Genomic DNA, 26,255 nt, shown 5'->3' with positions numbered 1-26,255 from the left:
GTCAAACATCAGACACTTTTTTCGAACATTAAATCCCAAACCCCGTGGCCTAATCGCTGGCCCCGCTGCTCGAACTTGGTTAACGGCCGGAATTCGGGACGTGGGACGTAGTCCCCTTGTTCGGAAAGATTATGGAAATGCGCCACGTCGCTCATCACCGCCAGCATATGCTCGGCGTAGGGCTGCCAGTCGGTGGCCATATGGAACACGCCGCCGGCCCGCAGCTTGCGCCGCACCAGCTCGGCAAACGGCGTCTGCACGATGCGCCGTTTATTATGACGGGCCTTATGCCAGGGATCGGGAAAGTAGAGTTGCACCAGGGCCAGGCTCTCGTCCGGGATCATATGCTCCAGGACTTCAATGGCGTCGTGACACATCACCCGCAGGTTGCTGATGCCCGCTTCGCGCGCGCTCAGCAGGCAGGCGCCGACGCCGGGCAGATGCACCTCGATACCCAAAAAATCCTGTTCCGGATGCGCCGCCGCCATCTCCACCAGCGACGCGCCCATGCCGAAGCCAATCTCCAGGGTGAGCGGCGCCTCGCGCCCGAACAGGGACGCCGGCGCGATCGGCTCGGGCCGGTATTCGACGCCCATGGCCGGCAACAGCGTATCGATTGCCAGCTGCTGGCCTTTGGTCAGGCGACCCTGGCGGCGCACAAAACTGCGGATGCGGCGCAGCGGCCGTCCCTGGTCGTCAAATTCATGGGAGATAACGTCATTGCTCATAGTAGTTTCGTTTTAGGCAAATTGATTGGCAATCGCGCATTATGCAAAGATAGCGTTGATTAGCAAGTGGCCGGTACCGGAAAGTTCCTGTTTACAGTATGGCAACTCTGTGCTGGAATCGCTGCCTGATATTTCGAGCCAAGACCTGCCGGAGAGTAATACCCCACCGATGAGACAAGCGCAACTGTTCGCGCAACAAGTGCTGGAATGGTACCGGCGCTTCGGGCGCAAAACACTTCCCTGGCAGCAGGACAAGACGCCGTACAAGGTCTGGCTGTCGGAGATCATGTTGCAACAAACCCAGGTCGCCACGGTTATCCCTTATTTCCAGCGCTTCATGGCTAAATTTCCGACGGTCGGGTCGCTGGCGGCGGCGCCGCAGGATGAAGTGTTGCATCTGTGGACCGGGCTGGGCTATTACGCCCGCGGGCGTAATCTGCACAAAGCGGCCCAGCTGATTGCCGACCGGCACGGCGGCGTCTTCCCCACCGCTTTTGCAGACATCACCGCCCTGCCCGGTATCGGCCGTTCTACCGCCGGCGCGATATTATCACTGGCGCTTGGCCAGCATTATCCTATTCTTGATGGCAATGTGAAACGTGTTCTGGCGCGTTATTTTGCCGTCGGCGGCTGGCCCGGCAAAAAAGAGGTCGAGCAGCGGCTGTGGAGCCTGAGCGCGGAAGTGACCCCCGCCGAGGGCGTCGGGCAGTTCAATCAGGCCATGATGGACCTGGGCGCGCTGGTGTGCACGCGCACGCGGCCGAAATGCGAGCTGTGCCCCCTTAATACCGGCTGCGAGGCCTATGCCGCCCACAGCTGGGCGCTCTATCCGGGCAAGAAGCCGCGCCAGGCGTTGCCGCAAAAAACCGCCTGGTTCCTGATGCTAAAGTCCGGCCAGCGGATTTGGCTGGAACAGCGCCCGGGCGCCGGCCTGTGGGGCGGATTATTCTGCTTCCCGCAGTTTACGCAACGCGGGGAACTGGCGGCCTGGCTGCAAAGCCGCGGCCTGGATATCGATCAGGGCGAGCAGTTGACGGCGTTTCGCCATACCTTCAGCCATTTCCACCTGGATATCGTCCCGGTGCTGTTAAATACGGACGGCGCGCAGCGCTGCATGGATGAAGGCGCCGGACTCTGGTATAACTTAGCGCAACCGCCATCGGTGGGACTGGCCGCGCCGGTCGAGCGCCTGTTGCTGCAAGCGGGTAAATTGCCGGCAGGCGCGCCACGGCCACCGGTCTTGGGCCATCCCGCCAACAAAGAGGAACAATAATGAGCAGAACCATCTACTGTACTTTTCTCAAGCGAGAGGCCGAAGGCCAGGATTTCCAGTTTTATCCGGGCGAGCTGGGCAAACGCATCTTTGACAATATCTCCAAGGAAGCCTGGGCGCAGTGGCAGACCCGGCAGACCATGCTGATTAACGAAAAAAAACTCAGCATGATGAACGTCGCCGACCGTAAAATACTGGAACAGGAGATGATTAAGTTTCTGTTTGAAGGCCAGGATGTGCATGTCGAAGGGTACACGCCGCCTAAACCATAATGATAGATGAGCGCTCGCAGGCCCATTATGCCTTTCTTGTCCTGACACGGCCCGTAAGATGAAGAAAATTGTAGCATTGCTGGTGATTGCGCCCCTGTTGTTCTCGTGTTCCAGTCATAAAACCGAAGACAACGAGGCCTATGTTAAAGATACCAATGGTTTTGATATTCTTATGGGGCAGTTCGCCAATAATATTGAGAATATTTGGGGCATCAACGAGGTCCTGATTGCCGGACCGAAGGATTACGTTAAATACACCGATCAATACCAGACCCGCAGCCATATTAATTTTGACGCCGGGACCATTACCATCGAGACCATTGCCGGCGATCCGGCGTCGCATTTGCGCCAGGCGATTATCAGCACGTTGCTGATGGGCGACAACCCCGGTTCCATCGATCTCTATTCCGACGTCAATGATATCCAGATCAGTAAGCAGCCCTTCCTGTACGGCCAGGTGGTGGATAACAACGGCGATCCCATCCGCTGGGAATGGCGCGCCGCCCACTTTGCCGATTACCTGCTGCAAACCCGGCTGCAGCAGCGCACGTCCGGCCTGCATCAAATCTGGTCGGTGACTATCCAACTGGTGGCTAACCACCTGGATAAACGCGCCCATAAATATCTGCCGATGGTGCGTAACGCCTCACAGAAATATGGCGTGGATCAGTCGTTGATCCTGGCGATTATGCAAACCGAATCTAGTTTTAACCCCTACGCGGTCAGTCATTCGGATGCGCTGGGCCTGATGCAGGTCGTCCAGCACAGCGCCGGACGCGACGTATTCAAAATGAAGGGCAAATGGGGCCAGCCAAGCCGTAGCTACCTGTTCGATCCGGAAAACAACATTGATACCGGCACCGCCTATCTGGCGCTGCTGCAGTCCAGCTACCTGGCGGGGATTGTCAATCCCACCTCCCGGCGCTATGCGGTGATTACCGCCTATAACGGCGGCGCGGGCAGCGTGCTGCGGGTTTTCTCCAGCGACAAGAACCGCGCATTCTCGGTCATCAACAACCTGGATCCGGATGAAGTTTACCAGAAACTGTCCACCCAGCACCCGTCCGCGGAGTCGCGGCGGTATTTGTATAAGGTGAGCAGTTTACAGAAACACTACCGCTAAGTGATAAACCCCTCCGCGGCCCGATAACGCGGCCGCCGGGGGGCTAGTTGCCGATAACGTGGCCGTACAGGCGCTGTAGGCCATCCTCTCCCCGCACCGCGTAAACCCCCTGCAGTTCCGGCGAAAAGCCCGGCAGCAGGTTTAACCCCTCCTCCAGCGCCAGGAAATAGCGCTGCGCCGCGCCGCCCCACACTTCGCCGGGCACCACGCACAGCACGCCCGGCGGATACGGCAGCGCCCCTTCGGCGGCAATACGTCCTTCCGCCTTGCTCACCGGCACCAGTTCCACATCGCCGCGCACAAAGGCCATGTTGGCTTCCTGGGGATTCATCGCCACCTGGGGCAGGTAGTCATGGCGGAACATTTCCCGCTGCAGCTGCTTCACATCGAAGCTGACATACAAATCGTGCATTTCCTGGCACAGGCGGCGCAGGGTATATCCCTGGTAGCGGTCGGGATATTTTTCGCAGATGCTGGGCAATACGTCGCTCAGCGGCGCATCCTGTTCGATATAGCGCTCGAATTGCACCAAGGCCGCCGTCAGCCGGCGCATTTTCGGCGCGTCTTCCGCCGGCGTCAGCAGGAACAGGATCGAATTGAGATCGCATTTTTCCGGCACGATATTATTTTCGCGCAGATAGGTGGCAAGGATGGTGGCCGGTATCCCAAACGCCGAATAATTCCCGCTCACCCGGTCGATGCCGGGCGTGGTCAACAGCAGTTTGCAGGGATCGACAAAGTACTGGTTTTGGGTGTAACCGCTAAAGGCATGCCAGGACTCTCCCGGCACAAAATTAAAGAACCGCACGTCATGGGCCATGGCGTCGGTGTCGTGATCCTGCCAGCGCCTGCCGCCGACGCGATCGGGGATAAACGGCTTGATAAGGCGGCACTGCGCCAGCATGTCCTTGCGGGTATCGATGCCAAGCTTAACGCAGTCCAGCCACAGGCGCCTGCCGGCGGCCCCTTCGTGCATTTTGGCATTGATTTCCAGCGCGGCGAACAGCGGGTAAAACGGACTGGTGGACGCATGAAGCATAAACGCGTTGTTGAAACGCTTATGGTTGCAAAAGCGCTTCTGCCCTTTGATATGCGCGTCTTTTTTATGGATTTGCGACGTTTGCGAAAAGCCGGCCTGCTGTTTATGCACCGACTGGGTAACAAAGATCCCCGGGTCATGTTCATTGAGATCAAGCAGCAGCGGCGAACACTGCTCCATCATCGGGATAAACTGCTCGTAGCCGACCCAGGCGGAATCAAACAGAATGTAATCGCACAGATGGCCGATTTTATCCACCACCTGGCGGGCGTTGTAGATGGTGCCGTCATAGGTGCCAAGCTGGATGACCGCCAGGCGGAACGGACGCTGCTGCGCGGCGCGCCAGGGAGCGATTTCCTCCACCTGGCGGCGCAGGTAACGCTCGTCAAAGCAATGGGCGTCGATACCGCCGATCAGTCCGAACGGGTTGCGCGCGGTTTCCAGATAGACCGGGGTCGCCCCCGCCTGTATCAGGGCGCCGTGATGAACCGATTTATGGTTATTGCGATCAAACAGCACCAGGTCGCCGCGGGTCAGCAACGCGTTGGTGACGACCTTATTGGCCGACGAGGTACCGTTAAGCACAAAATAGGTTTTATCCGCGTTAAACACCTTGGCGGCAAATTTTTGCGCTTCCTTCGCCGAGCCTTCATGGATCAGCAGATCGCCCAATTTAACATCGGCATTGCACATATCGGCGCGAAACATATTCTCGCCGAAAAATTCATAAAATTGGCGCCCGGCGGGATGTTTGCGGAAAAACTGGCCGCCCTGGTGGCCCGGGCACGCAAAGGTGCTGTTGCCCATGGCGACATATTGCGTCAGGGTATCAAAAAATGGCGGCAGCACGCCCTGCTGGTAGCGCGCGGCGGCGGCTTCCAGTAGCGGCCCGTGGTCTTCCGCGCCGCTCAGGATAAGCAGGCCGGTCTGCGGCGGCAAGGCGACATCAGCGGCGTGCTCCCCGCTCTCCACGGCGATAAAAGCCGGAATCGACAGCCCGGTATTGCGCAAAATGCTGAGCACGCCCGCGCGCGCGTCCGCCACGGAAACGACCAGGGCCGCGACATCGGTAAAATCAGTGCTATCCAGCGGCACGATGTCCCGCGCAGTAGACAAACGATCGGCAAAGGCCGCACTGGCCGCTATTTTTAATAATTTCATGTCACCAATCCCAAAGGTTAAGGATGAGTGTATGTGCCTGAGAGCACGCGATGGGAGAACAACGTATCTTCCCGCATAAGATGTCTTCGCTATTTTCGGTTGTAAAAACAGCGCGTTATCGGAAATACTGGTATTAACAGCGGCCGATAAGCATCAGTAAAAGCAGAGCCAATCTCTGTTTTTACGACTGCTTAACAGGAAGCCGGGATATACCCTCACCGCATGGTGAGCAGGGGTGTACTTCGGAGGCGAAGATCGTTTGGGCAAATATCGGATAACACCAGGCATTGATGCCCGACGCTATAACGCAGCAGCATGGAATGTATCATACCGGCGGCTCCCAAAGACCTTGCAGCAGTGATAAGAGAAATTTGCGCAATAATTGCATTTTTTTACGCCGGGTTCAAGCAAAAATATTGCCAATAAGCAAAAGCAAATTTGATATTAACCATATGATAAACAATAAATTTATATTATTCAGTTAAATTATGACATATCTTATTTCTCCACCGCCTTAAAGTCATCGCGTTATACGCCCATAACCCGGGCTCCAGCGAAGAGGAATGCATGGATAAAGTCTTCCTGTACCTGGCCTGCTTACCTGCCTCATTCGCCATCCCATAAGAAATACCGCGGCCCCTGGCCCGTCAGCGCCGGCCAGGATGGTGTGATTGACAATAAACAGCGCTTCAACTTTTTCCATTCGCCAACCAGGCATGATCATAATGACCAATAAAATACGTTTATCGCCACGTATAAATACCGGCGCCATAATGAGAAATAGCCTTAGCGTATTTTTGCTATAGAAAATAATGAAATAATCGCATTCGGAAAAAGGGCGCTATCACGTATTACCCAGGTTTTTTACGCCGCCACCCCGGATACGCCCGCGGGCAGCGCAACGCTGACTGCGTGAAAACTCGCCGATCGAGCGGATAAAGATGATAAAGCCGTTGACGTCATCCCGGCGATACGGTTTAATGCGCCCCGTTGCCCGGATAGCTCAGTCGGTAGAGCAGGGGATTGAAAATCCCCGTGTCCTTGGTTCGATTCCGAGTCCGGGCACCATGATTTAAAGAAACCAGCCTAACGGCTGGTTTTTTACTTTCCACCATTCAGTATTCCGGAACCCTGTTTACTTCCTCGATAAATTTTATCCCGTCTACGGTGCGTATCCAGCGCGGCGCGCGCAGTTCATCGGCGAAATACACCACCAAATCAAACAGCAGCCCGGCCAGTACCGGCTCCATCTCCGGCGATAATTTACGCTCCGCCAACAACCGCGCCAGCGCCTGGCCGTACCCGCAGAGCAGAACGGCATCGGGTTCAAAGCGAGGGGAGGTCATGGGCAGGTCATCCACGGTCAGGCTTGCCATCAAATGAGCCGGGATGGCATCGTCCAACGTGGGCCGCAGCTGCGCCAGGCAACGGTCAAGCCGTGCGCTGAGCGCCTGGCGCTGCGCCGGGTCGTCGTTTTGCAGCAAAGCGTCGGCAAGGTTCTCACAATGGCCTGCCAGAACGGTGAAATCAGTGGTTGAATCGAACGGGATGGAAAGTAACGCGTGAGCATGCGTGGGGATCGTAGCCATAAGGCTGCCTCCAGTGAGTGACGAAGTACTCCCACCACCAGAGGTTCCAATCTCAGGGTGGTGGACTGAACAGGGTTGGAACTACCGGCCTCACTGACACCGGCGCACCTTGCGGTGCCCCCGCCCAGCCCACCATAATTTTGGTATAACTAAGCGCGCGACATAAAAAAAGACGCGATGGCGTCTTGTCGCCAATGAGGTTTATCGGGGTTCCAATCCCGGCGCCTGATTTTGCAGGCGCAGCTAAAAGATACCGTTAACGGTGATTAACCGCAAGTGATTTTCAGGCAAAGGAATGGTCGTTATAAATCCATTTAAACATTTTTTATCAAATAGTTACCTAATAAATATTCAAGCTGCACTATGCTCCGTATCTCGGCCCCGTTATCTCGGCAGTGGGTTGCCGATATCGGCATGGCCGTTTTAAATTGTTTATAGGGATCATTGGTGAATATCAATTAGGGCGAGAAATAAGTTTGTCATGACATTGAGGTCAACTTCTTTCATCGACAGCTTATGGCGGCGGCTAGAACATGGACAACACTGAGCTCTTTCTGCTAACTGGAGAAAAAACATTATCAGGGATAAGCATTCAGTGCGTGTATCCGTTGGCAGGTGACTGCGAAATGATCCTGCAACAGGCGCTGCTCATCACTCCTGTCGCTGGAAAGAAACCGGTAAGCGGCTGTTGTCGCTGCACGATCCTGGCAGGAAAAACGAAGGCTGTTGCCCATTCCGCACCAGAATTTTTGCCTCAAAGATTTAAAGCGACTGGCATGGCGGCGATCGCTAAACACCGAAGAATTCATTTCTTCATCTAGACATGAGTGCGAAACGTGTTCCTGATTAACCACTGTTCAGCCATCCCTGTAAATAACTTTATCCCATTATCCTTATGATTATATTAGTATAATTTTGGGTAGTTGCAAGACTGGGCACACGCTTACCCAGCAGATGCAACAACCGGCAAAATCACTGTCTTCCCCTTGTGTATAGGGCATATTATCGGAATGTTGTATATATTGTAGATATCAGATATATAGTTAAACTATCACAAGGAGTCAGATCATGATCACACGAGAAAAAGGCTCTACTTTCAAAGTCATGGCAATCCCCGCAGACAATATCTCGTACTTTAAAACTGATGACGGACATGCTGACATGACTATTACAGTGCCGGACTTCTATGATGACCAGGAAGATCAGACAGAGCTGTACTATGTACTGAAACGCCCTCCCTCCATTGATGACATAACCTTTAAAATTGCGCTTGATGCCGCTTTCCGTGCCGTAACCGGGATGAGCCAACGTCCCAAGACCTCACAGACAGCAACTGCTTCAGTAAAGGTTAAGACCGGAGGCGGGCAAAGGAGCGCAGGGACAACCAACACAGAACGTCTCGAGAAACTTAAAAAGATCATCCTGAATGACAGTGAGTGGCTACCTGCCCAGGAAGTTTCACGCCGAGGGGGAGCCAGTGCCGATGTGAAAAACCCCAGCGGGTTACCAAATCGCTGGAAGCGGGCCGGAAAGATTTTTGCCATAACATCGGAAGGTAGGGACCTGTATCCGGCTTATGCGCTGGATATCGGTGGACAACCCCTGCCACTGATGAAAAAGATCATAGAACTGTTCGGGGAAACAAAAACACCATGGTCTCTGGCCGTTTGGTTTGGCACCCCCAATAGCTGGCTGGGTAATAAAAAACCCAAAGACTTCCTGACCTCAGCGCCGGAGCAGGTATTGGAAGCCGCATTACGGGCTAAGGAGGGGCCAGTCCATGGTTAAAAAAATCAAAATCCCCGGAAAAACCGATGTCCTTTCGGCCAGGCTAATAACCTGGCCGATGAAATGGCTCTGGTTCTTGTCCCCAGACATTTCACATAGATAAAACAAAACTACGTGTGAATAACAATATCATGACGATTTAGAGAGGCTTTAACGGAATATTCACCGCCGTCAGATTGCAGACCACATCAGGGCTTTTGCGGCCAAACTTGGAAGAACCCACCAGCGGGATCCGCTGCTGCGCGGCGTTGCGCATTGCCTGGCTGACGCCGCGCAAAACCCGACTTATGGGCTAGCGCTAACCGTCAAAACGAGCGACTAACCCGCGCCCACACCCGCGGCGTACGTTCCACGTCGCTTTGCGCATCGGCATTACCCAGCTTCCATGCCGCGACCGCCATCAAATGCCAGTTGCCGGCAGACAATGTCGAGCCCACGCCCGTAGCGGAAAGGCTGCGGTGATTTTCGCCGTCAACCCACGTGTCTTTGTTCAGCCGCACTTCGCCATGGTCGACGAAGGTGAACAGCTGCGCGATCTCGGTCAGGGCGTAACGCAGTTCGACGTTGGCCACATAACCTTGGTCGCCCTGTGCTTCGCCTTCTGGATAAGCCCGTACGCCATACGCGCCGCCGAGACTGATTTTTTCAGAGGAGTCAAGGTTGCCGCCGGCCCATTGGCCTTGGAGCTGACCATAAAGACTGATCCGATCCGTCAGGCGCTGCAGGCGCACGACGCTGGGATTGATCTTCTGAAAGGTGCCGCGAGTCTTGGCAGTTTGATCGTCCAGCACTTTGTCTTGCGTGTTATCCAGCGTCAGGTTGCCTTGGCTCCAGGCCAACGAGAACGCATTCGAACCGCCACCCAAAAAATTGTCGCGGGCGGTGCCGTTGAGGCTGGCGGTCACGACATGCGAGTGTTTGTTGCTTTTGTAGTCATAAAGATCGATGTCATCTTTTAAGCGTTTGTCATCGAATTGCAGTTGCGCAGTCAGGCTGAAATCCCGGGTGCGAATCAATGGCTGCTGCACAAACACGCTGGCAATCTTCGCGTTGCCAGAGGCATCAAGATGGTCGAAATTCTTGGCCAGCTGATAATTCATGTCCGAGTAAGCGACGCCGATTTGGGTCGCCCAAGGACCGATCGGCAACTGATACGCCGCCCGGTAGTAACGCTGATCTTCATCAGAGCCCATGATCCGCATGCTGGCCTGATCGCCAATGCCCAACGGGCTGGCGAGGTTCAGGGTGCTGCCTAGGCGATATTCACCGGTGAAGCGGTTGCCATAGTTATCCAGATCCACTTGGCCCGACACCATCGGCGCCGAGCGGGCATCCACCACCAGGTCGCTGGCGCCTACGGCTGTGCCGGGTTTCAGCGTGGACCGGACTTCGACGCCGGGGGTTTCCTGAAGCAGCAACAGACTGCGCTCCAGGGTGCCGGCGCGCACCGCTCCCCCGTTTTTCAGCGCGTGGAGCGGTGCCGCCAACGTGCCGTCGCTGATGCGCGACGCGTTATTGAGCGTCACTTCGCCAAAATGGCCTTCGAGCACGGCAATGGTAACGATGCCATTTTCCACGTCCTGGGCCGGCAAATAAGCCCGCGCCAACGGGTAACCTTTGTGTCGGTAAAACAGGGTGATACGCCCGGCAGCTGCCTGCAACTCACTAAAGCTGACCGTGCGATTTCGCAGGTCGGCCAGCAATGGCAGCAGATCGGCGCTGCCGATTGCCTGATTGCCGGTCAACTTGAATTGCGCGACCTGCATTGTCGGCCCGCTGGTCGTCGGGTTGGTGTCCGGCTTGTCGGGAAGGTTCAGATCCAGCGTCTGGCGCGGCGGTAACGCCGGCGGTTTCGTTTGGATCTCACGGATCGATTGACCCGCGTCCGGCGCAATTTCAGCCTTGGCCGCACCCGCAGTTAACGTCAGGAGAGCCAGGGCAATGGGAGTAAGGCGGATACGCATGAATCAAAGTCCTTCTGGAAGGCGCAAGCCTTGCTCAATTACGCTATAGAGGTTGTCGGACGGCAGTTGCACCGCCAGAGGCGTGGTGGGGGTCGGCAATTTACGCAGAGGCTTGGTGGTCGCCGCCGCTACGTTTTCGGGGGCGCTGAGCAATTGGAGTAGCACCTCCAGAGACGTAGGGGGTGACGGCAATTCGTGCAGCGGCGTGGTGGGCGCCGCCGCTACGTTTTCGGGGGGGCTGGGTAATGGGTTTAGCGGCGTTACACCGATTTTGAACACACCGTCAGTAAACGCGATGGCGTAATTGCTGTTGTTCAGCGTGCCTTGTTCAATCCTGTATTGACCGACGGTTTCGCCCGCACTGCGCGTCAGATTGCCGTTGAGGTGGTCACCGTTAACCAGATTGCCATTGGTGGTCCACGTCAGTGCCGGGTCGCTGGCGTTGACGATTTTGCCAAGGTTGTTGGCGGTAACGACCAGGGCGCGGGGATCGACGGTCCATTGGCCATCGGATGTTTGGGTCACGGTGTAGTTGCCATTGGCGAGGACCCCCTGCACGCTCAACACATAGGTGCCGACGTGGGTGGTGTCGCTAATGCCAGTGCTGCTCAAACCGGTCAGTACCGATACACCTTGGCCGTTGACCAAGCCGCTGGCGCTTAGGGTCGGCTGGACATGAGTAGCGCCGTACGTTGAGCTACCGCTGTTGACCGCCACGGTGATGTTTCTGGGATTGACTGTCCAGTTGCCATTGCTGCGCTGATCGATCACGTAATTACCGTTGCTCAGCGTACCGACCACATGCAGCACATTGCTGCCTGCGTTATCGGCGCTGGTGATGGCGAAATCGTTGCTCAGACCCAGTCCGCTATCAAGATCACCATTGACCAGGCCCGTGACGCCGATGCCCGGTTTATCCGGGATGGCATCGCCGTACGTTGAGCTGCCACTGTTGGCCGCCACGGTGATGTGTCTGGCATTGACTGTCCAGTGGCCATTGATGCGCTGATCGATCACGTAGTTACCGTTGCTCAGCGTACCGACCACATGCAGCACATTGCTGCCTGCGTTATCGGCGTTGGTGATGGCGAAATCGTTGTTCAGACCCAGTCCGCTATCAAGATCACCGTTGACCAAGCCCGTGACGCTGATGCCCGGTTTATCCGCGGTGACATCGCCGTACGTTGAGCTGCCGCTGTTGGCCGCCACGGTGATGTGTCTGGCATTGACGATTACGTTTCCGGTGTTCGCGAGTGCGACCAGGTAACCCCCCAAACCGCTTAACGTATTTTGGATTTCCTGGATGGCGTAACTGCCCACATTTGCGGTAGCCGCCGTTCCCATCGAAGATATCGCTAACGTGCCGGCCACCACGTTAGCCAAGGTATCGGCGGCGAATGCTCCAGCGACACCGGCACTCACGCCAGAGGTGGTATACGCAGAGCTGACGTCTACCTGGTCGCCGTAGGTCTTGCTGACGTTTGCCGCGGTGTAGGTGACCGTCGGTTGATAGCGGAACACGTACCGGTTGCCGATTACGGCGCTTGCTGGAAGGGTATTTATGTTGGCATTCCAGATAGCCGTATTGTTGCTGTTTAGCCCGGCAAACGTATCGGTGGTTGGGGTATTGGAATAAATCACCCAGTGGTGTCCGGCGACGGCCGAGGCGGTAACGGCGTTACTGCCGGCGTTGTTGATAAAGGCCTCCGGGGTGGACAACACCACATCTGACCCGCTGACATGCCCGCCCTGTGCGATGGTCAAATCACCTGCGACGCTCAGGGTGCTGCTGCCGACAGCGCTCAGGGATTGGTCAACAATGAAACTCCCGGCCCGGGTGAGTAGCACATCATCGGTGGCGTTCAGGCCACCGCCATCGAGGGTAAACAGCTTATTGGCGCTGTCTACGCCGCCGCTGGCCGCGTTCAAATCCGTCAGCAGCGAGGACAGTGAGTTTTCATCGCCAATGAGTACCAGCGTGTTAGCCGTCAGATTGATGTTACTGGTCGTATCCGTAACACCCTGAGTGAAGGTATTAGCCAGATTGCCGCCGCTTTGCGCGTAGGTGAACACATTCGTGTTCGCCAAGGCGCCGGGCGCAAGCAGACTGTAATAGTAACCATCGGCGCCGATGGACGAGGTACCGGCCACCGCGCCGTTAATCACGGTGGCGACTTGGCCAGCCGCATCGCTGTTTTGAGCAAAGCCGGAAATGGCTTGCGGTGTGCCGTGCGGATAGTGGGATGTCAAATAGGGGTAAAGACCGCTGGCGGTGGCCCAAACGGTATTATCGAAATCAGAAGGTAATACGCCCTGTAATTGTGCGGTGGTTAACCCGGTGACACCGGAAGCGACACCGCCGCCAATCCCAACAGCATTGCCGCTGGTCACGCTATTCCAGTAAACGTGGGTAACCGTACCAGCGGCTTGATTGTAGCCAATGGCGCCGCCAACGTTAATGCCCGCCGTCCCCCGCACTTGGCCGGTGGAATAACTGGAGGAAACAGCACTGTCGTTATAGCCTGCGACCCCGCCCACAATATTATCAGCTTGGACATTGCCGAAATTGTAGCTATTTGTGAGCGAACTGGACGTATCGTTAAGGCCAACAACACCGCCGACAAAACTGTCGCCCGATATGTTGCCCGTATTGTAGCTGTTGGAAATCGTACCCTGGTAGCTGTTGCCGGCTACCCCGCCAACACGCGTGTTGCCCGATACGGTCCCGGTGCTATAGCTGTTGGTGATGGTGGCGCTTTCGTTAGCGCCCACTACCCCGCCAACGTAGTCACCCGTACCGCCATTGACGTTGCTGGAACTGTGACTGTTTGTCACCAGGGCACTGCCGTTATAGCCGGTTATTCCGCCTGTCCAGCGGGTGCCCGTCACAGTGCCCATGCTGTAGCTGTTTGCAATCGTCGAGCGATATCCATTCAAGCCGGCGATTCCCCCGATCATAATGCCGGAGGATGACGTTGACACCGTGCCGCTGAAATAGCTGTTTAATATAGAGGAGAAACTATCGTTCATCGAGACGATACCGCCGACGTAAGATCCGCCGCTGATAGCGCCATTCACTAAACCCAGGTCCCGGACCGTTGCCCCCTGATTGTAGCCAAACAGCCCCGTGTAATTTGCGTACGGAGCCGTGATGGTCAAGTTCGATAGCGTATGGCCCAAGCCTTCAAAGGTGCCGGAGAAGGGTGAATCATCATCATTATCATAGCTCCCCACAATGGCGTTCGTATAGGTGACGCCACTCGCGTCCTGATTACGCGCCAAGGCGTAATGGCCGGCTAATCCGCCCGCCGCAGTTTGGTTTGTAATTGCGCTGGACGAAGCTGGATCCCCGTCGATTCCGTCGATGTCGGCCATGCTGTAAACCAGCGTGTAAGCCGAACCGTTGATGTTCAACCGCTGCCCGCTGCCTTGCGGTGCCGTGAAACTGGCCGAGACGCCATCGGCGAAACTGAGATCGCCGCTGCCGCTGCTGGCGCCGTTCCTGTTGTTATTCGTCACCAGTACCAAGCCGCCTGCACCGGTGACGGAGACGTTGGCATTGATGGCAATGGAGTGGAACGAGTCCAGCGTTAGGGTATTTGGCGAACTCCAGCTCAAGGCGGAATTAACGGAAATATCACCGGGGCCGGTTGCCGTGGAGGCCGCAGATCCACCGGTCGTGGAGGCGGTGGTGCCGGTGGTTTGCAGGGTGACGTCGGTGTTCAAGAGCGCGGCGTTGATCGTGGCCGCTGAAACGTCATCAACGATCAGGTCTTCAGGATCCACCAGCCAATCACCCGTTTTGCCTTTCGTCGCCGAGGTGCTCACCTGGATGCCAGTGAAGTCAACGCTGTGGCCGGAGGTTTCTACAGACCCGCCGTCACCGCTGCGCGTACCGCCCCTGGCCGAAAAATTGCCCCTGGCCACGGTCGTTCCGTCGGACCAAACGACAATGTCGCCGCCTTTTCCCGTGGTCCCGGCGTCAGCCTTGAGGCTGCTGCCGGCATCCACGCTGGTACCTTGTGCGTGAGCCAGGGTGCCTTTGCCTTGAGCTTCGCCGCCGATCTTGATGCCGCCGCCACCGCTGGCGCCCGAGGCATTCAGGGTGGCGGACGCGAGCGCAATGTTCTGGCCGGTGATTTGAATCGCGCCGCCCGTGCCTTGGGTTGCCGAGACATCTAAGGTGCCGGCGATGTGCGCCAGACCGCTGTCGCCGCCGCCGAGGGAGATCTTGCCGTTCTTGTTCTGCAAGCCCCGCGCTTCAATCACACCAGTGTTGTTGACCACCGTCCTGAGCAGCGCATTGCTGGCCGCCGCGGTCATAATGACCTGGCCACCGTCGGCTTGAATCAACTGGCGGTTTTCCGCCAACGCATTCTTGGCCGCTTCATCGACCTGGACATTAAGCAAGCCATCGCCAGCGAAGTCCAACGTCACCGCCTTGCCGGCAGCCAATGCTACGGTACCCAGTTTCGCAACAATCACGCCCTGGTTGCTGACGGTGCCGCCGAGTAACGCCACGGCACCACCGTCGGCTGCGGTAATGGTGCCCTGGTTGACGACGCTGGCGTTGCCGCCATCACCCTTTAGCGCGTATTTGCCGTTGGCGAAATCCCGGTTCGAGAGAGTGAGTGTCGAAGCCACCAACCCGCCGACACTGACGGAGGCACCCTGACCAAACAGCACGCCATTGGGGTTGATCAAGAACACCCGGCCATTAGCGTTAAGTTGGCCCATGATCTTCGAACCGTCAGCACCGATCACCCGATTCAGGGCGATCGAATCAGCGCCGGGCTGAACAAAGGTCACTTTGTTGTCTTTGCCAATATCAAAACTCTGCCAATCCATCGCCATTTTTTGGCTGGACTGGTTGATCGTCAGTTGATGATTGGCCGCCGTGCCAATCTGGCCGCTGCCGAGAACGACATGACCGCCAGTGGGCAAATCTGCGGCCATGCTGACAACAGGCATGCAGAAAATACTGCATGAGATCAGGGCAATGGCAAACGGTAGCGGCTTGAGCGCTCCGTTACATGGGGTTGAATGATCATCGACCTGAATCGCACCGACTTCACTGCGTTTGCCACGGCGAGTGGCAAGCTCACTGACGACCACAAAGGCATTACAGCTGTGGTTCCAGATCACGCTGAAGATGCAATTCATAGGTACTCCTTGCTTAAGCGGGTAGAAATGCATGCTGACTAAGCTGTATTAGCGCCAGAGGGCGCGCTATCGTTGACGCACATTGGAAGGGCAGACGCCGGTTGCGCCTGCATCACAACCAACGGCAGGGATGGGGAGAATCTTTATCGATAAAAACGTTTAATTACGTGGATAAGATTATTTTTGCGAGATGCGTCGAAGAGAGAGAAATCAGGCGACCAAAACCCCTTGCAAATTGACCCCGTTCGGGGATGCCGGGTGTTAACCCGCCAATTTTCTCTGTCGGCAACCTAAATACCGATGGCGCAACCGTTGCCGGCTGACTTGCGGTATAACTACACAGCCGGACCGCGCTACACCACCTGGTGCAGAGGGTCCGAGTGGTGGTGGAAAATCCGCCATTGCTCTTCTTCCCGGCGAAACAGAACCGTGACGCGCCGGCATCTTACCGTCGCATCTCTCATGTTGGTTACGCGTTCCCGCAAAATGACATAGCCGAGCATCCCGTCGTTAACGGCTGCGATGGGTTCCTCCTGATAGTCGGGCTGCCATCCCCGGTAGTTGGCGGCTGCACGGATTATCGCCGCGCAGACCGCATCGTACCCCGTGTAGAGGCCGCCGTAGGCACCCATCATGGTGACGTCCGGCGCACGGGACCACAGTTGTTGATAGGGCGTATGCTCGCCGACAAGAAGACGTCCGACGGCGGCATGCAGCTCTCCCAGGATGTCCTCCCATGATGGTGGCTTCATGGCAGTAGTCCGATGGTCTTGCGAACGAACGGCTCGACTGCGGCGCGCCAAGCCTTGGGATTGTCGAAGTGCAGTACATGTCCTGCGTCCGGCACCAATACAAACTCACCTGCCGGGAGCACATCCGCCATGCGGCGTGAACCCTCGGCGGGGAAATAACTGTGCTCCCCCGCGACCACCAGCGCCGGGCAGTGAACCTGGCTCAGCTCGGAGGTATGATCGCGGTTATTCCAGTGTGCCCTGCAGGCAAGAACATTGCGCGTACCCGCAAGGGGCCAATAACCATCCCGCCGCTCAGCGAACACCTCGACAAAATAGTCTCCTTCAGCCGGGTGCACTCGTTCGGAATGCGCGCCGATCATGTATTGACCAAAATAGTCCCCGCCGAAATAGGCGTGGATAGCGGCAATACTGTCGAATGGGACCGGCCACTCATCCAGCCATGCCTGCCAGCGTGCCTGGACATCGGGCACCACGGCGGCCATATCGCCGATAACCACGGACCGGACCAGTTCAGGATGCTTGCCCGCGAGTTGCCACGCGGTGAGCGCGCCCATGGAATGACCGATGACCACGGCAGGCGCGAGGCCATACGCATTAATCACCGCGGCGGCGTCCTCGACATGCGCGTTGCGGTCGTAGGGCCCTTCGGGCGCGTCGCTTAAGCCGTGGCCGCGGGCATCGTATCCGATCACTTTTCCATGTTCGGTCAGCCACTGCGCCGTTGTTGACCAGGTCGTTGCCCGGCCCATCATGCCGTGGATAAGGAGAATCCCTCCGCCCTGCCCGCCGAAGTCGATTGCGGCCAGTTGAGTGCCGGCAAATCCGGCAATGTTGCTGCGCTTCCAGCTCATAGGCTTATCCTCTTTTTCCTGTGTTGATCATCAGCGATGTGGGGCCATGGAATCCCAGGTTCGTATTCCAGACGGGTTCGGTTTGCTGACTCACGTCGAAGGAAGGGTAGCGCGTGAGCAGTAGAGAAAGCGCGATTTGCGTCTGTTGGCGCACCAGCGTCGCGCCGATGCAGGCATGCGGGCCGGTGCCAAAGGAAAGATGCCGGTTGGGGGTGCGGCGTAAATCAAGGGTTTCAGGGTGATCAAAAACCGCCGGATCCCGGTTCGCGGAACCGACATAGGGCAGCACCAGTTGCCCCTCCTCGATGCGGTAACCCTTGTAGGTGAATGTCGTGGCCGCCCTGCGGCCAATGTACTGCACGGGCGTACCGTATCGAAGGAACTCCTCTATCGCCAGCGGCAATTGTTCCAGATCCGCCGCCAGCGCGCGCCGTTGGGCCGGATGCTGGTGCAGCGCCCAGACGGCATTGCCAATCAGATACCTTGTGGGCTCCAGCCCTGCGAACATCAGCAGCATGCACTGCGCGGTCGCTGATTCGATATCGAACTGGAATCCCTTGCCGCTATCGCTCATTAAACGGTTAAGTATCAGATCGTCGCGGCGGGATGTTATCGCGTCACCAGCAAGCGCGCGTAAATAACGCCCGAATGCGTGGAGACTTTTCTGGCCGCGTTGTACCTCTTCCACACTCAGATCGCTTGCGCCAAACAGGTACGCGATATCATCGGACCAACTCGCCAGTTGCTCATGATCACCGTCAGCCCCGCCCAGCAGCCGCGTGATCACTATTGCGGGTAACGGACGGGCAAAATCGGCAATCAGATCGACACGGTCCCGCTCCCGCCATGCCGCCATGAGATCCCCGGCAACATTGCGGATAACGCTGGACAAGGAACCTTTGCTGAGCAACGTTGGACACGACCAGTCCAGCCGTTGTCGACGCTGCGCATGGTCATGTCCATCAAAGAAGGCTAACCACTTGCTGAGAACGGGAATCATGTCGGCAAACTGTGCTCGATCTTCGTCGGGCAACGCCAATAACGGCAAGGCGGACCGATCATTGGTCAGTCTCGGATCCGTTAACAGGGCCTTGACGTCAGCGTAGCTGAACAGCAGCCACGATCCGCCATACATCGTCGAATAGTGAATGGGCTCTTCCCGCCGAATTTTGTCGTAGTACGGATAGGGATCCGCCAACAGCTGTGGGTTGCTTAATGAGAAGTCTTTTATTTTGAATGGGTCGGTAGCACCTGAGCGATGTAATTCCATTATTAGCACCTCGTAAATAAGGCATAGACTCCTGCGAACCGTAAAGCGGCACTCCGGCGAAAATATGTTAAAAAATAGCGCCAAGGAACTTATTACATTCACTACAGATTACGTCTTCTGATTAAATTAACTCTTGTGCTAATAAAGCAAGAACACGCATGGGCCAAAATCGCCCTTATAAACCTGACTTAAATGACAAGGCCCTTCGATTTAGCTAATGAATGATAATACTTATTAACCTAATTTAATTTCGTTAGAATATTTTTATTATATATAAATTTATATATTAAATTTTTTTAAGTTTATTTATAATAAATAAAAAAGCTTCCCAGCCCTCAATATCAAGGCTGAAAATTCAGAATTCATTTATCTGTAAATAATATGTATACCTCAAGACAATTACCAATGGAAAAATAAGGTAATGCGATCCTCTTCAAATTTTATAAACTATTCTCTTTTAAACATAGCGTTAGCCAAGTCCCTGCTGCATTACCGGTTCGGCGTGCAACGTAGATGTGGGTGGCAGGCGGTCTGCATTGAGGTGGTGACTGGTCTGTCAGTTTTGGCGCCCATAGCGGCATCAAATGGTATGCCAGCGTATCCGGTACCGCATGGTTAGCTATGGAAAGCGACAAAGCCCCATTACGGCTGGAGGCCGGGGATGGTGTTCTGTTACCCAACGGCAGACGCGTTGTCTTGGCTCGGGATGTACCGCATCCCGCCGCGCAACTACGCCAGACAACAATATCAGGCTGTACAAGCGTGACAAAGGGGGGTGATGACAGGCCACGCCGCTTGCCCGGACCAGGACACAACACCTCAGTCAGGACAACCCGTATCGTCTGTCGCACGGTGAGCACGGGATTGTCCGGGACATATCCGCGGACGGCATGCCCGTGCGTCCGGCGCGCGCGTCAACCCGTTGCCGCCTGGTGGGGGATCAATGCGCGCCGGCAATGGATAACGGATTACAACCGCCGTTTTGCCCCTTGCGCTGATAGCCGGGCTTCACCTGGTCACACTTTGATATATCGGCCTGGGAATGAGCCGGTTAGGCCATCTTCCAGACTGTAAACCGTTTCGCCCCGTAACAGGGTCCGGACAATCCGGGCGCCGATTGTCCGGCCGACATAAGCGCTGATTTTATTCCTGTACTCAAGCTCCTCCGCTTTAAGGGTATAGGGCGAGTTCGGCTTGATAAAGGCAAAGTCGGCATCCTTACCAATCGCAATGCTGCCTTTGGTATGCAAAGCAAAGCGGTCGGCAGGATTGGTGGCGATGAGTCTGGCAAATTGCGTCAATGGCATCCCCCGTTTTTGTACGCTTTCATCAAAAAAAATATCAACGTCATTTTGTACTCCGGCAATGCCGCCCCAGGCGTCAAACGCATTGTTTCTGTTTTTCAGTTTTGCCGGACAAGGTGAATGATCAGAAGTGATAAAGTTTATATTGCCGGCCAGCACATGCCGCCATAAGCCATCCTGCGCCCTTTGGTCGCGAATAGGCGGCGAGCATTTTGCCAACGGGCCGATATCGTCCAACTCATCAGTCACAAAATACAAATATTGATTACAGGTTTCACAGGTAATATTAACCCCTTCCCCGCGCGCTTTCACCACCTCGTCCACGGCTTCAGGACTTGATATATGGCAAAAATTAATGGGACAGCCGGTCATCTTCGCAAACAAAACCGCACGCCGGATGGCTTCAACTTCCGCGAAAACCGGACGCGTGGCCACATAGGATGTTAACGATCCCTCGCCTTTTTTATAGGCAATTTTCGCTAGACGGTCTGTAATGGCGGCGTTCTCAGCATGAATCATCAAAACCTTGCCGGTTTTGGCTATTTGCCGCATGCCTTCATAAAGGGAATAATCATCAACATTCAGAAAATCACCTTTAATGGAAGGATCGCCGCACGTTGCCATAAAGCATTTATATCCAACCACTCCAGAGTCGCTCTGCTCTTGGATTCCATTATTCTCTAAATTATAAGGAACCAAGCCACCATGAGACGCGACATCAATGACTAATTTCCCTTCTCCGGCAGCATATTTAATTTCCAGTGTTTTTTTATCGACGGTGGCCGGCAATTGGTTCAGCGGCATTTCGATGATCGTGGTAACACCGCCTTTGGCGCAGGCCCTGGTTCCGGTAACATACCCTTCCCAGTCGTTGCGAATGCCGCCCCCCGGTTCATTTATATGAACGTGCGCATCCACCATTCCCGGGCTTACCACCAGACCCTTTGCGTCAATCACGTGTTCAGCCCCTTTTAATGCCGAGCCGATGGCGGCAATTTTACCGTTTTTAATGGCAATGTCGGCAGGCACTTCGCCCTGTTCTAAAATAACTAAGCCATTAGCAATGATCACATCGTAATCACGCACTGCTGCCTGACGGGCAGGCAAGGCGGCGCGACTCTTTACCTCACCGGCGGTTACGGAATTGGGTGCTGTTCCCAACACCCCTATTGCCGCTATACCGGTAATTTCTTTTAAGAGATTTCTTCTATTTTCGGAAAACAAAGCGTCATTTTCCTGATTTTTTTCTTTCGCCTCCGCGCGCTTTCCTAACTTTGCTTTCATCCTTTATTTCCTTATTTTCCTTTTTCATAAAAAATAGCGTCATTAACCCTATTGCGCTATCTGGCTTTTATTGAGCAGCAGCCATAATGATGTTATTTCTTGTCATAGTGATAAGCGTTCAGAACGGCCAGGCTACTCAGTAGGTTCTATTAATCTGATAGGACTCAGTCAGCATAGCGGCAGTGTCGCCATAAACCAAAATATTAAGCCAGGCACGCGGGAATTGTGTTTTTAAACTATTCGACGCCATCGACGCCCGGTAAACAGGGCCGGGCTAAACGGAAGTGTTCATTTTTTTGCCCCTCCGCCGGGTAAACATTCTCCCGTACTTCTCACGGCATGGGTATAGCGTTAAGATTCTGTTTCACGCAATGGATGAGAGATGGATGATGAAGCTCCCCGACCTGAACCTGCTGGTCGCACTGGACGCCCTGCTGGAGGAAGGCAGCGTGGTGGGCGCCGCCCGGCGCATGAACCTGAGCCCGCCGGCGATGAGCCGTACCCTGGGCCGCATCCGGGAAACGCTGGGCGACCCGGTGTTCGTGCAGGCCGGCCGCAAACTGGTGCCGACCCCGAGGGCGCTGGCCATGCGCGAGCAGGTCAGGGCGGCGGTCGAGCAGGCGACACAGGTGTTGACGCCCAGCGCCGAGGTCGACCTGACAACCTTGGCGCGACGTTTCAACGTGCGCGCCACCGACGAGTTCGTCAGTATCCACTTGGGCCGTTTATTGGATGCGATGGCCACGAGTATGCCGCGCGCCATGCTGCGCTTCGCCCCGGAGGAAGACGATGTGGACGACGAGGCGCTGCGCAGCGGCCGCATCGATCTGTTCATCAGCGGCTCGCGCAAGCTCGGGCCGGAGATCCGTGTGCAGTCGCTGTTCACCACCACCTATGTTGGTGTTGCCCGCGAGAATCATCCGATCTTCGATAACGACATGACGTTGCAGCAGTTCACCCGCTGGGAGCATATCAACGTTTCCCGGCGTGGGAAATCCGATGGTCCCATCGACGCGGTAATAGAGGCGCAGGACCTGCGCCGGCATGTCGCCCTGGTGGTGTCCTCGCCCTACACCGCCTTATTCGCTTTGCAGGAATCCGACCTGCTGCTGCTGCTGCCCGCGCATCTCGCACACAGCGCCTTCGCCGCCGGGCTACACATCCGCCTCTTCGACCTGCCGGTCCCCCTGAAGACGGTGCTTCTCACCCAGGCATGGCATCCGCGTCTGCAGAGCGACCCTGCGCATCAGTGGTTGCGGCGCACTATCCGGCTCTTGTGCCGGGAGGATGCGTTGCCTGCCGCCAAGCCGGGAAAGGTATAGCGCGCTGGCGGCGATCGGTGCGTTGAACGCACTCGTTGATTCACTCAAAGTCACTTTCCGTAAGCAATACCGGGCCCTAAAGTAATGCAAATCGTTGCTTTAGCTTTAGGAAATGTTCATCGTGCCTCCTGCGACATTACCACCGGCATCGTCTGTCGCCCCCCTTCCCATCATCACCCGGCTTTGCGGCTGGCTGGCCCGGATTGATCTGACCACTCCGCGCGCCACCTACGTCATGCGATCGACGCTTGCCGCCTGGCTGGCGCTGATAGTGGCCTATCTGCTCGAACTGCAGGCGCCGTATTCGGCCGCTTCCACCGTGCTGCTGGTCATCAACCCGATCCAGGGCGCGGTTATCGGCAAAGGCACCTGGCGCGTGCTCGGTACGCTGGCCGGCATGTTGGCCGCCATCGTGCTGATGAGTGCCTTCGGGCAGATGCCGTGGCTGTTTCTGCTGGGCTTTGGCCTCTGGCTGGGGCTGAGCGTGGCGGCAATGACGCTGCTGCGCCACTTTCGCGCGTACGGCGTCGTGGTTGCCGGCTACACCGTGGGTCTGGCGGCCTATGGCGCCCTTGAGCATCCGCTGCTGACGTTTGCTAATGTGATCAGCCGCGGTTCTTCGGTGATGGTGGGAGTGGTCTGCCTGGGGCTGGTATCGATGCTGTTCAGCGCCCGTGGCGTGCGCGGCAGACTCGACGCCCAGTTGCGGCGGCTGGCGGCAGCCATCGCCGATACCCTGGCGACGCAGCTTGGGGCGATCGGCAGCGGGAGCGACGCCGGCGCCGCCCAGTCCGCCTCGGCGAGACAACGCCTGATTGCCGAGGTCTATGGCGTGGACGACCTGCTGGCGCAGGGCAAGGCGGAATCGGCCGACCTGGCGCAGCGCGCCGTGACCGTGCGGCATGCGATGACGTCATTGTTCGCCGCGCTGGTCGGCGGCGTGCCGCCCCTGCCGGCGGACAGCGCCGACGAGCGGACGCTGCGCGCCTTGCAACCGGCGCTGGAGCAGGCATGGCGCGAAGCGGGGCGCGCCGTGGCAGGCGGACCGCAGGGGGTGGAACCGGCGATACAAACGCTGCGCCGGGTACGCACGCACCTGGGCGCCACGCTTGCCGCGGCTTCAACCGCGGCGCCGGCCGGACAGGAGGCGCAGCTTATCACCGGCGACCGGCTGGTGGAGCAGATCGACGACTATCTCGCGGCGCTGGAGGGCATCGCCACATTACATCACCCACGCCCACGTGGCCCGCAATCGCCGATTCCTTTCCACCGCGATACCACCGCGGCGATGGAGAACGGATGTCGTGCCATGCTGACCCTGGTGCTGGGCGGCGGGTTCTGGATCCTTACCGGATGGCCGCATGGCAGTATGATGCTGGCGGGGCTGGCGGCCAGCTGCGCGCTGTTGGCGACGGCCCCCAATCCCGCGGCCGGCGCGGTCGAGTTCATCAAGGGCACCGTCGTGGCCGTGCCGGTGGCATTTCTTTGCGCGTTCATCGTGCTGCCCTGCATCGATGGGCTGCCGCTGCTGCTGGTGGTATTGGCCCTGTTCTGGCTGCCGGGCATCTACGCGACGACGATTCCCCGCCACGGGTTGGCCGGCGTGGCCTATCTGGTCGGATTCAATACGCTGGCGGCCGCGGCCAATCCTATGCGCTATGACCTTGCGTTGTTTCTAAACGGGTCGGTGGCGTGGATACTGGCAACGTTTTTCACGCTGCTGAGCTTTCGCCTGCTGCTGCCGCGCAATCTTGCCCGTGACCATGACCGGCTGCGCCGCCGTATCCGCGACGACGCGCTGGCCGTACTGCGCGGCACGCGGGCGGATCGCCGCAATTGGCAATGGTATCAGCAGCACCGCATGGCGCAGCTCGGCACCGTATTCAAAACCCAGCCCGCCGCGCTGGATCACGCCATCGGCGACGCGCTGGCCAGCCTGCATCTGGGCCGCGAGCTGCTGCGCTTGCGCGCATGGCTGCGGCTTGCGCCGACCCTGTCCCCATTGCGCCCGCCGGTCGCGGTCGCGCTGCAGCGGATGGCCCGCCGCGCTGATACTCCGGTCCTGGCCGCCCGGCATGCGCGCCGCGCCGCGCGGACCCTGATGTGGATGGGGGCCGGCGAACCGACCTTGACGGCGGACCGGCAGCGCCTGGCCGCGGCGTTTACCGATGTGGCGGCGCTGCTCGAGGGCCATGCCGCCTATTTCGCTACACTGCCGCGGAGCCGTGCCCATGTTCAGTGAAGTCGCCATCGCCGGCATCTACCTGCCGCCATTTTTCATCTACGCCTGCATCGCGGTGCCGCTGTTCCTGGGCCTGCGCTCCCTGCTGGCACGCTGCGGCCTGCTGCGCCGGGTCTGGCATCCGGCGCTGTTTGAGTTCGCTATTTCCCTTTGTCTGGTTTCCATACTGATTCTTTATGTCTAACACTATGTCTACTGCCGCATTACTCGTAAAACCCGCCGCGAAAGCGGCCCTGACGCTGGCGGCGATCGTCGCGGCGGTGTTGCTGGTCGCCGCGCTTTGGCGCGCCTACGTGCTCGCACCCTGGACCCGCGACGGTCGCGTGAGCGCACAGGTGGTACGTATCGCCCCCGAAGTGTCCGGCACTGTCGCCGCCGTCGCCGTCGCCGATGACCAGTATGTGAAACGCGGCGACGTGCTGTATCGCATCGACCCCGAGCGTTTCCGGCTCGCCGTCGCGCAGGCCGAGGCGCAGCTGGCGGCGGCGACCGCAACGTCGCGCCAGAAGGCCCAGGATGCCAAACGGCGTCAGGGCATGGACGATCTGGTGCCCGGCGAGGACATCCAGCGGGCAAACCAGGCCGTTGCCATCGCCCAGGCGGAACAGCGCCACGCGCAGGTGGCCTTGGACGTGGCGCGATTAGACCTTGAGCGCGCAGCCCTGTACGCCCCGGTCGATGGCTACGTGACGCACCTGCGGCTGCGCCGGGGCGATTATGCCGTGGCCGGACAGCCGAACATCGCGTTGCTGGATGCGCACAGCTTCTGGATCACCGGCTATTTCGAGGAAACCAAGCTTTACGGCATCCATCCCGGCGCGCCGGCGCAGGTCCGGCTGATGGGATACGACGACCTGATCCAGGCGCATGTGTCCAGCATCGGACGCGGCATCACCGATACTAACGAGAAGGCCGACACCCAGGGTTTGCCAAGCGTCGAACCGAGTTTCAGCTGGGTTCGCCTGGCCCAGCGTATCCCGGTACGCGTCGAGATTGACCACGTGCCGCCGGGTATCGTCCTGGTAGCCGGCATGACCTGCAGTATTGACGTCGGCCAGCCGGGACACGCCCCGATTCACCAAGGGCGTTTGACGACCCTGTTGCATCGCTGGATGTAAGGAATGATT

The 26,255-nt window shown here is 57.3% G+C and carries 18 protein-coding genes, 1 tRNA gene and 2 pseudogenes; 10 read left to right on the top strand and 11 right to left on the bottom strand.

Features of this window, described 5'->3' with window-relative positions; translation table 11 throughout:
• Positions 1-8: 8 nt before the first annotated feature.
• On the bottom strand, positions 9-728 hold the full coding sequence (trmB, locus tag ACL2XG_RS20235) for a tRNA (guanosine(46)-N7)-methyltransferase TrmB (RefSeq protein WP_410013556.1): 720 nt from the start codon (positions 726-728) through the stop codon (positions 9-11).
• Positions 729-897: 169 nt separating this feature from the next.
• On the opposite strand from trmB, the gene mutY reads away from it, so the two are divergent.
• From mutY to mltC, 3 genes are read left to right on the top strand one after another with little or no spacing between them, the layout of a single operon-like run.
• Entirely contained in the window at positions 898-2,001 is a 1,104-nt protein-coding gene (gene mutY / locus ACL2XG_RS20230; protein WP_413721432.1) for an A/G-specific adenine glycosylase, read from the top strand.
• Positions 2,001-2,273 carry an oxidative damage protection protein gene (locus ACL2XG_RS20225; protein ID WP_162366945.1) on the top strand — a complete coding sequence of 91 codons (273 nt, stop codon included), beginning with the start codon at positions 2,001-2,003 and terminating at the stop codon, positions 2,271-2,273. The genes mutY and ACL2XG_RS20225 overlap by 1 nt, the downstream gene beginning before the upstream one ends.
• 58 nt (positions 2,274-2,331) lie before the next feature.
• Positions 2,332-3,396: a membrane-bound lytic murein transglycosylase MltC gene (gene mltC, locus ACL2XG_RS20220; protein WP_410013554.1), complete on the top strand. Its 1,065-nt coding sequence runs from the start codon at positions 2,332-2,334 to the stop codon at positions 3,394-3,396.
• Positions 3,397-3,439: 43 nt separating this feature from the next.
• On the opposite strand, the gene ACL2XG_RS20215 is transcribed toward mltC, so the two are convergent.
• Entirely contained in the window at positions 3,440-5,596 is a 2,157-nt protein-coding gene (locus ACL2XG_RS20215; protein WP_413721433.1) for an ornithine decarboxylase, read from the bottom strand.
• 992 nt (positions 5,597-6,588) lie between these two features.
• Between ACL2XG_RS20215 and ACL2XG_RS20210 the strand changes: the two genes are divergently transcribed.
• Positions 6,589-6,664, top strand: a tRNA-Phe gene (locus ACL2XG_RS20210).
• Positions 6,665-6,711: 47 nt separating this feature from the next.
• On the opposite strand, the gene ACL2XG_RS20205 is transcribed toward ACL2XG_RS20210, so the two are convergent.
• Both ACL2XG_RS20205 and ACL2XG_RS20200 read right to left on the bottom strand, forming a co-directional pair.
• On the bottom strand, positions 6,712-7,185 hold the full coding sequence (locus ACL2XG_RS20205; RefSeq protein WP_413721434.1) for a hypothetical protein: 474 nt from the start codon (positions 7,183-7,185) through the stop codon (positions 6,712-6,714).
• A gap of 578 nt (positions 7,186-7,763) precedes the next feature.
• Positions 7,764-7,994 (bottom strand): transposase DNA-binding-containing protein, encoded by a 231-nt coding sequence (locus ACL2XG_RS20200; RefSeq protein WP_413723495.1) that lies wholly within the window; start codon positions 7,992-7,994, stop codon positions 7,764-7,766.
• Positions 7,995-8,253: 259 nt separating this feature from the next.
• Between ACL2XG_RS20200 and ACL2XG_RS20195 the strand changes: the two genes are divergently transcribed.
• A complete protein-coding gene (locus ACL2XG_RS20195) occupies positions 8,254-8,973 on the top strand; it encodes a hypothetical protein (RefSeq protein ID WP_413721435.1) in 720 nt (239 codons plus the stop codon).
• Between the two features lie 160 nt (positions 8,974-9,133).
• Here ACL2XG_RS20195 and srlR read toward each other — a convergent pair.
• The 6 genes and pseudogenes from srlR to ACL2XG_RS20165 all read right to left on the bottom strand — a co-directional run.
• Positions 9,134-9,241, bottom strand: a pseudogene (gene srlR, locus ACL2XG_RS20190) (glucitol operon DNA-binding transcriptional repressor SrlR); the annotation flags it as partial.
• Between the two features lie 37 nt (positions 9,242-9,278).
• The gene (locus ACL2XG_RS20185) at positions 9,279-10,937 is read right to left on the bottom strand and encodes a ShlB/FhaC/HecB family hemolysin secretion/activation protein (RefSeq protein ID WP_413721436.1); all 1,659 of its coding nucleotides are present in this window, start codon (positions 10,935-10,937) and stop codon (positions 9,279-9,281) included.
• A gap of 3 nt (positions 10,938-10,940) precedes the next feature.
• Positions 10,941-16,100, bottom strand: coding sequence for an MBG domain-containing protein (locus ACL2XG_RS20180; RefSeq protein WP_413721437.1), 5,160 nt, complete (start codon positions 16,098-16,100; stop codon positions 10,941-10,943).
• A 353-nt stretch (positions 16,101-16,453) separates the two neighbouring features.
• Entirely contained in the window at positions 16,454-16,852 is a 399-nt protein-coding gene (locus tag ACL2XG_RS20175) for a YybH family protein (protein ID WP_413721438.1), read from the bottom strand.
• Entirely contained in the window at positions 16,849-17,706 is an 858-nt protein-coding gene (locus ACL2XG_RS20170) for an alpha/beta fold hydrolase (protein ID WP_413721439.1), read from the bottom strand. Before ACL2XG_RS20170 ends, ACL2XG_RS20175 begins: the two co-directional genes overlap by 4 nt.
• 4 nt (positions 17,707-17,710) lie before the next feature.
• Entirely contained in the window at positions 17,711-18,976 is a 1,266-nt protein-coding gene (locus ACL2XG_RS20165; RefSeq protein ID WP_410013541.1) for a cytochrome P450, read from the bottom strand.
• Positions 18,977-19,531: 555 nt separating this feature from the next.
• Between ACL2XG_RS20165 and ACL2XG_RS20160 the strand changes: the two are divergent.
• Positions 19,532-20,050: pseudogene (locus ACL2XG_RS20160) on the top strand (cupin domain-containing protein); the annotation flags it as partial.
• On the opposite strand, the gene allB reads toward ACL2XG_RS20160, so the two are convergent.
• Positions 19,993-21,564 carry an allantoinase AllB gene (gene allB / locus ACL2XG_RS20155; RefSeq protein ID WP_410013538.1) on the bottom strand — a complete coding sequence of 524 codons (1,572 nt, stop codon included), beginning with the start codon at positions 21,562-21,564 and terminating at the stop codon, positions 19,993-19,995. The pseudogene ACL2XG_RS20160 and the gene allB overlap by 58 nt on opposite strands.
• A gap of 386 nt (positions 21,565-21,950) precedes the next feature.
• Here allB and ACL2XG_RS20150 point away from each other — a divergent pair, with 386 nt between their 5' ends.
• The 4 genes from ACL2XG_RS20150 to ACL2XG_RS20135 all read left to right on the top strand — a co-directional run bounded on the left by ACL2XG_RS20150 (position 21,951) and on the right by ACL2XG_RS20135 (position 26,246).
• Positions 21,951-22,886 (top strand): LysR family transcriptional regulator, encoded by a 936-nt coding sequence (locus tag ACL2XG_RS20150; protein WP_413721440.1) that lies wholly within the window; start codon positions 21,951-21,953, stop codon positions 22,884-22,886.
• 121 nt (positions 22,887-23,007) lie between these two features.
• Positions 23,008-25,128, top strand: a complete 2,121-nt coding sequence (locus tag ACL2XG_RS20145; RefSeq protein ID WP_413721441.1) for an FUSC family protein — start codon at positions 23,008-23,010, stop codon at positions 25,126-25,128.
• Positions 25,118-25,312 carry a DUF1656 domain-containing protein gene (locus ACL2XG_RS20140; RefSeq protein WP_410013535.1) on the top strand — a complete coding sequence of 65 codons (195 nt, stop codon included), beginning with the start codon at positions 25,118-25,120 and terminating at the stop codon, positions 25,310-25,312. The genes ACL2XG_RS20145 and ACL2XG_RS20140 overlap by 11 nt, the downstream gene beginning before the upstream one ends.
• Positions 25,305-26,246, top strand: coding sequence for a biotin/lipoyl-binding protein (locus ACL2XG_RS20135; RefSeq protein WP_410013534.1), 942 nt, complete (start codon positions 25,305-25,307; stop codon positions 26,244-26,246). The genes ACL2XG_RS20140 and ACL2XG_RS20135 overlap by 8 nt, the downstream gene beginning before the upstream one ends.
• The last annotated feature ends 9 nt before the right edge of the window (positions 26,247-26,255 follow it).

Source organism: Sodalis sp. RH24 (genome assembly GCF_047324145.1).
Lineage (GTDB): Bacteria > Pseudomonadota > Gammaproteobacteria > Enterobacterales > Enterobacteriaceae > Acerihabitans.
Note: the sequence above shows the minus strand (reverse complement) of the source record. Positions and strands in the feature narration are given on the sequence as shown.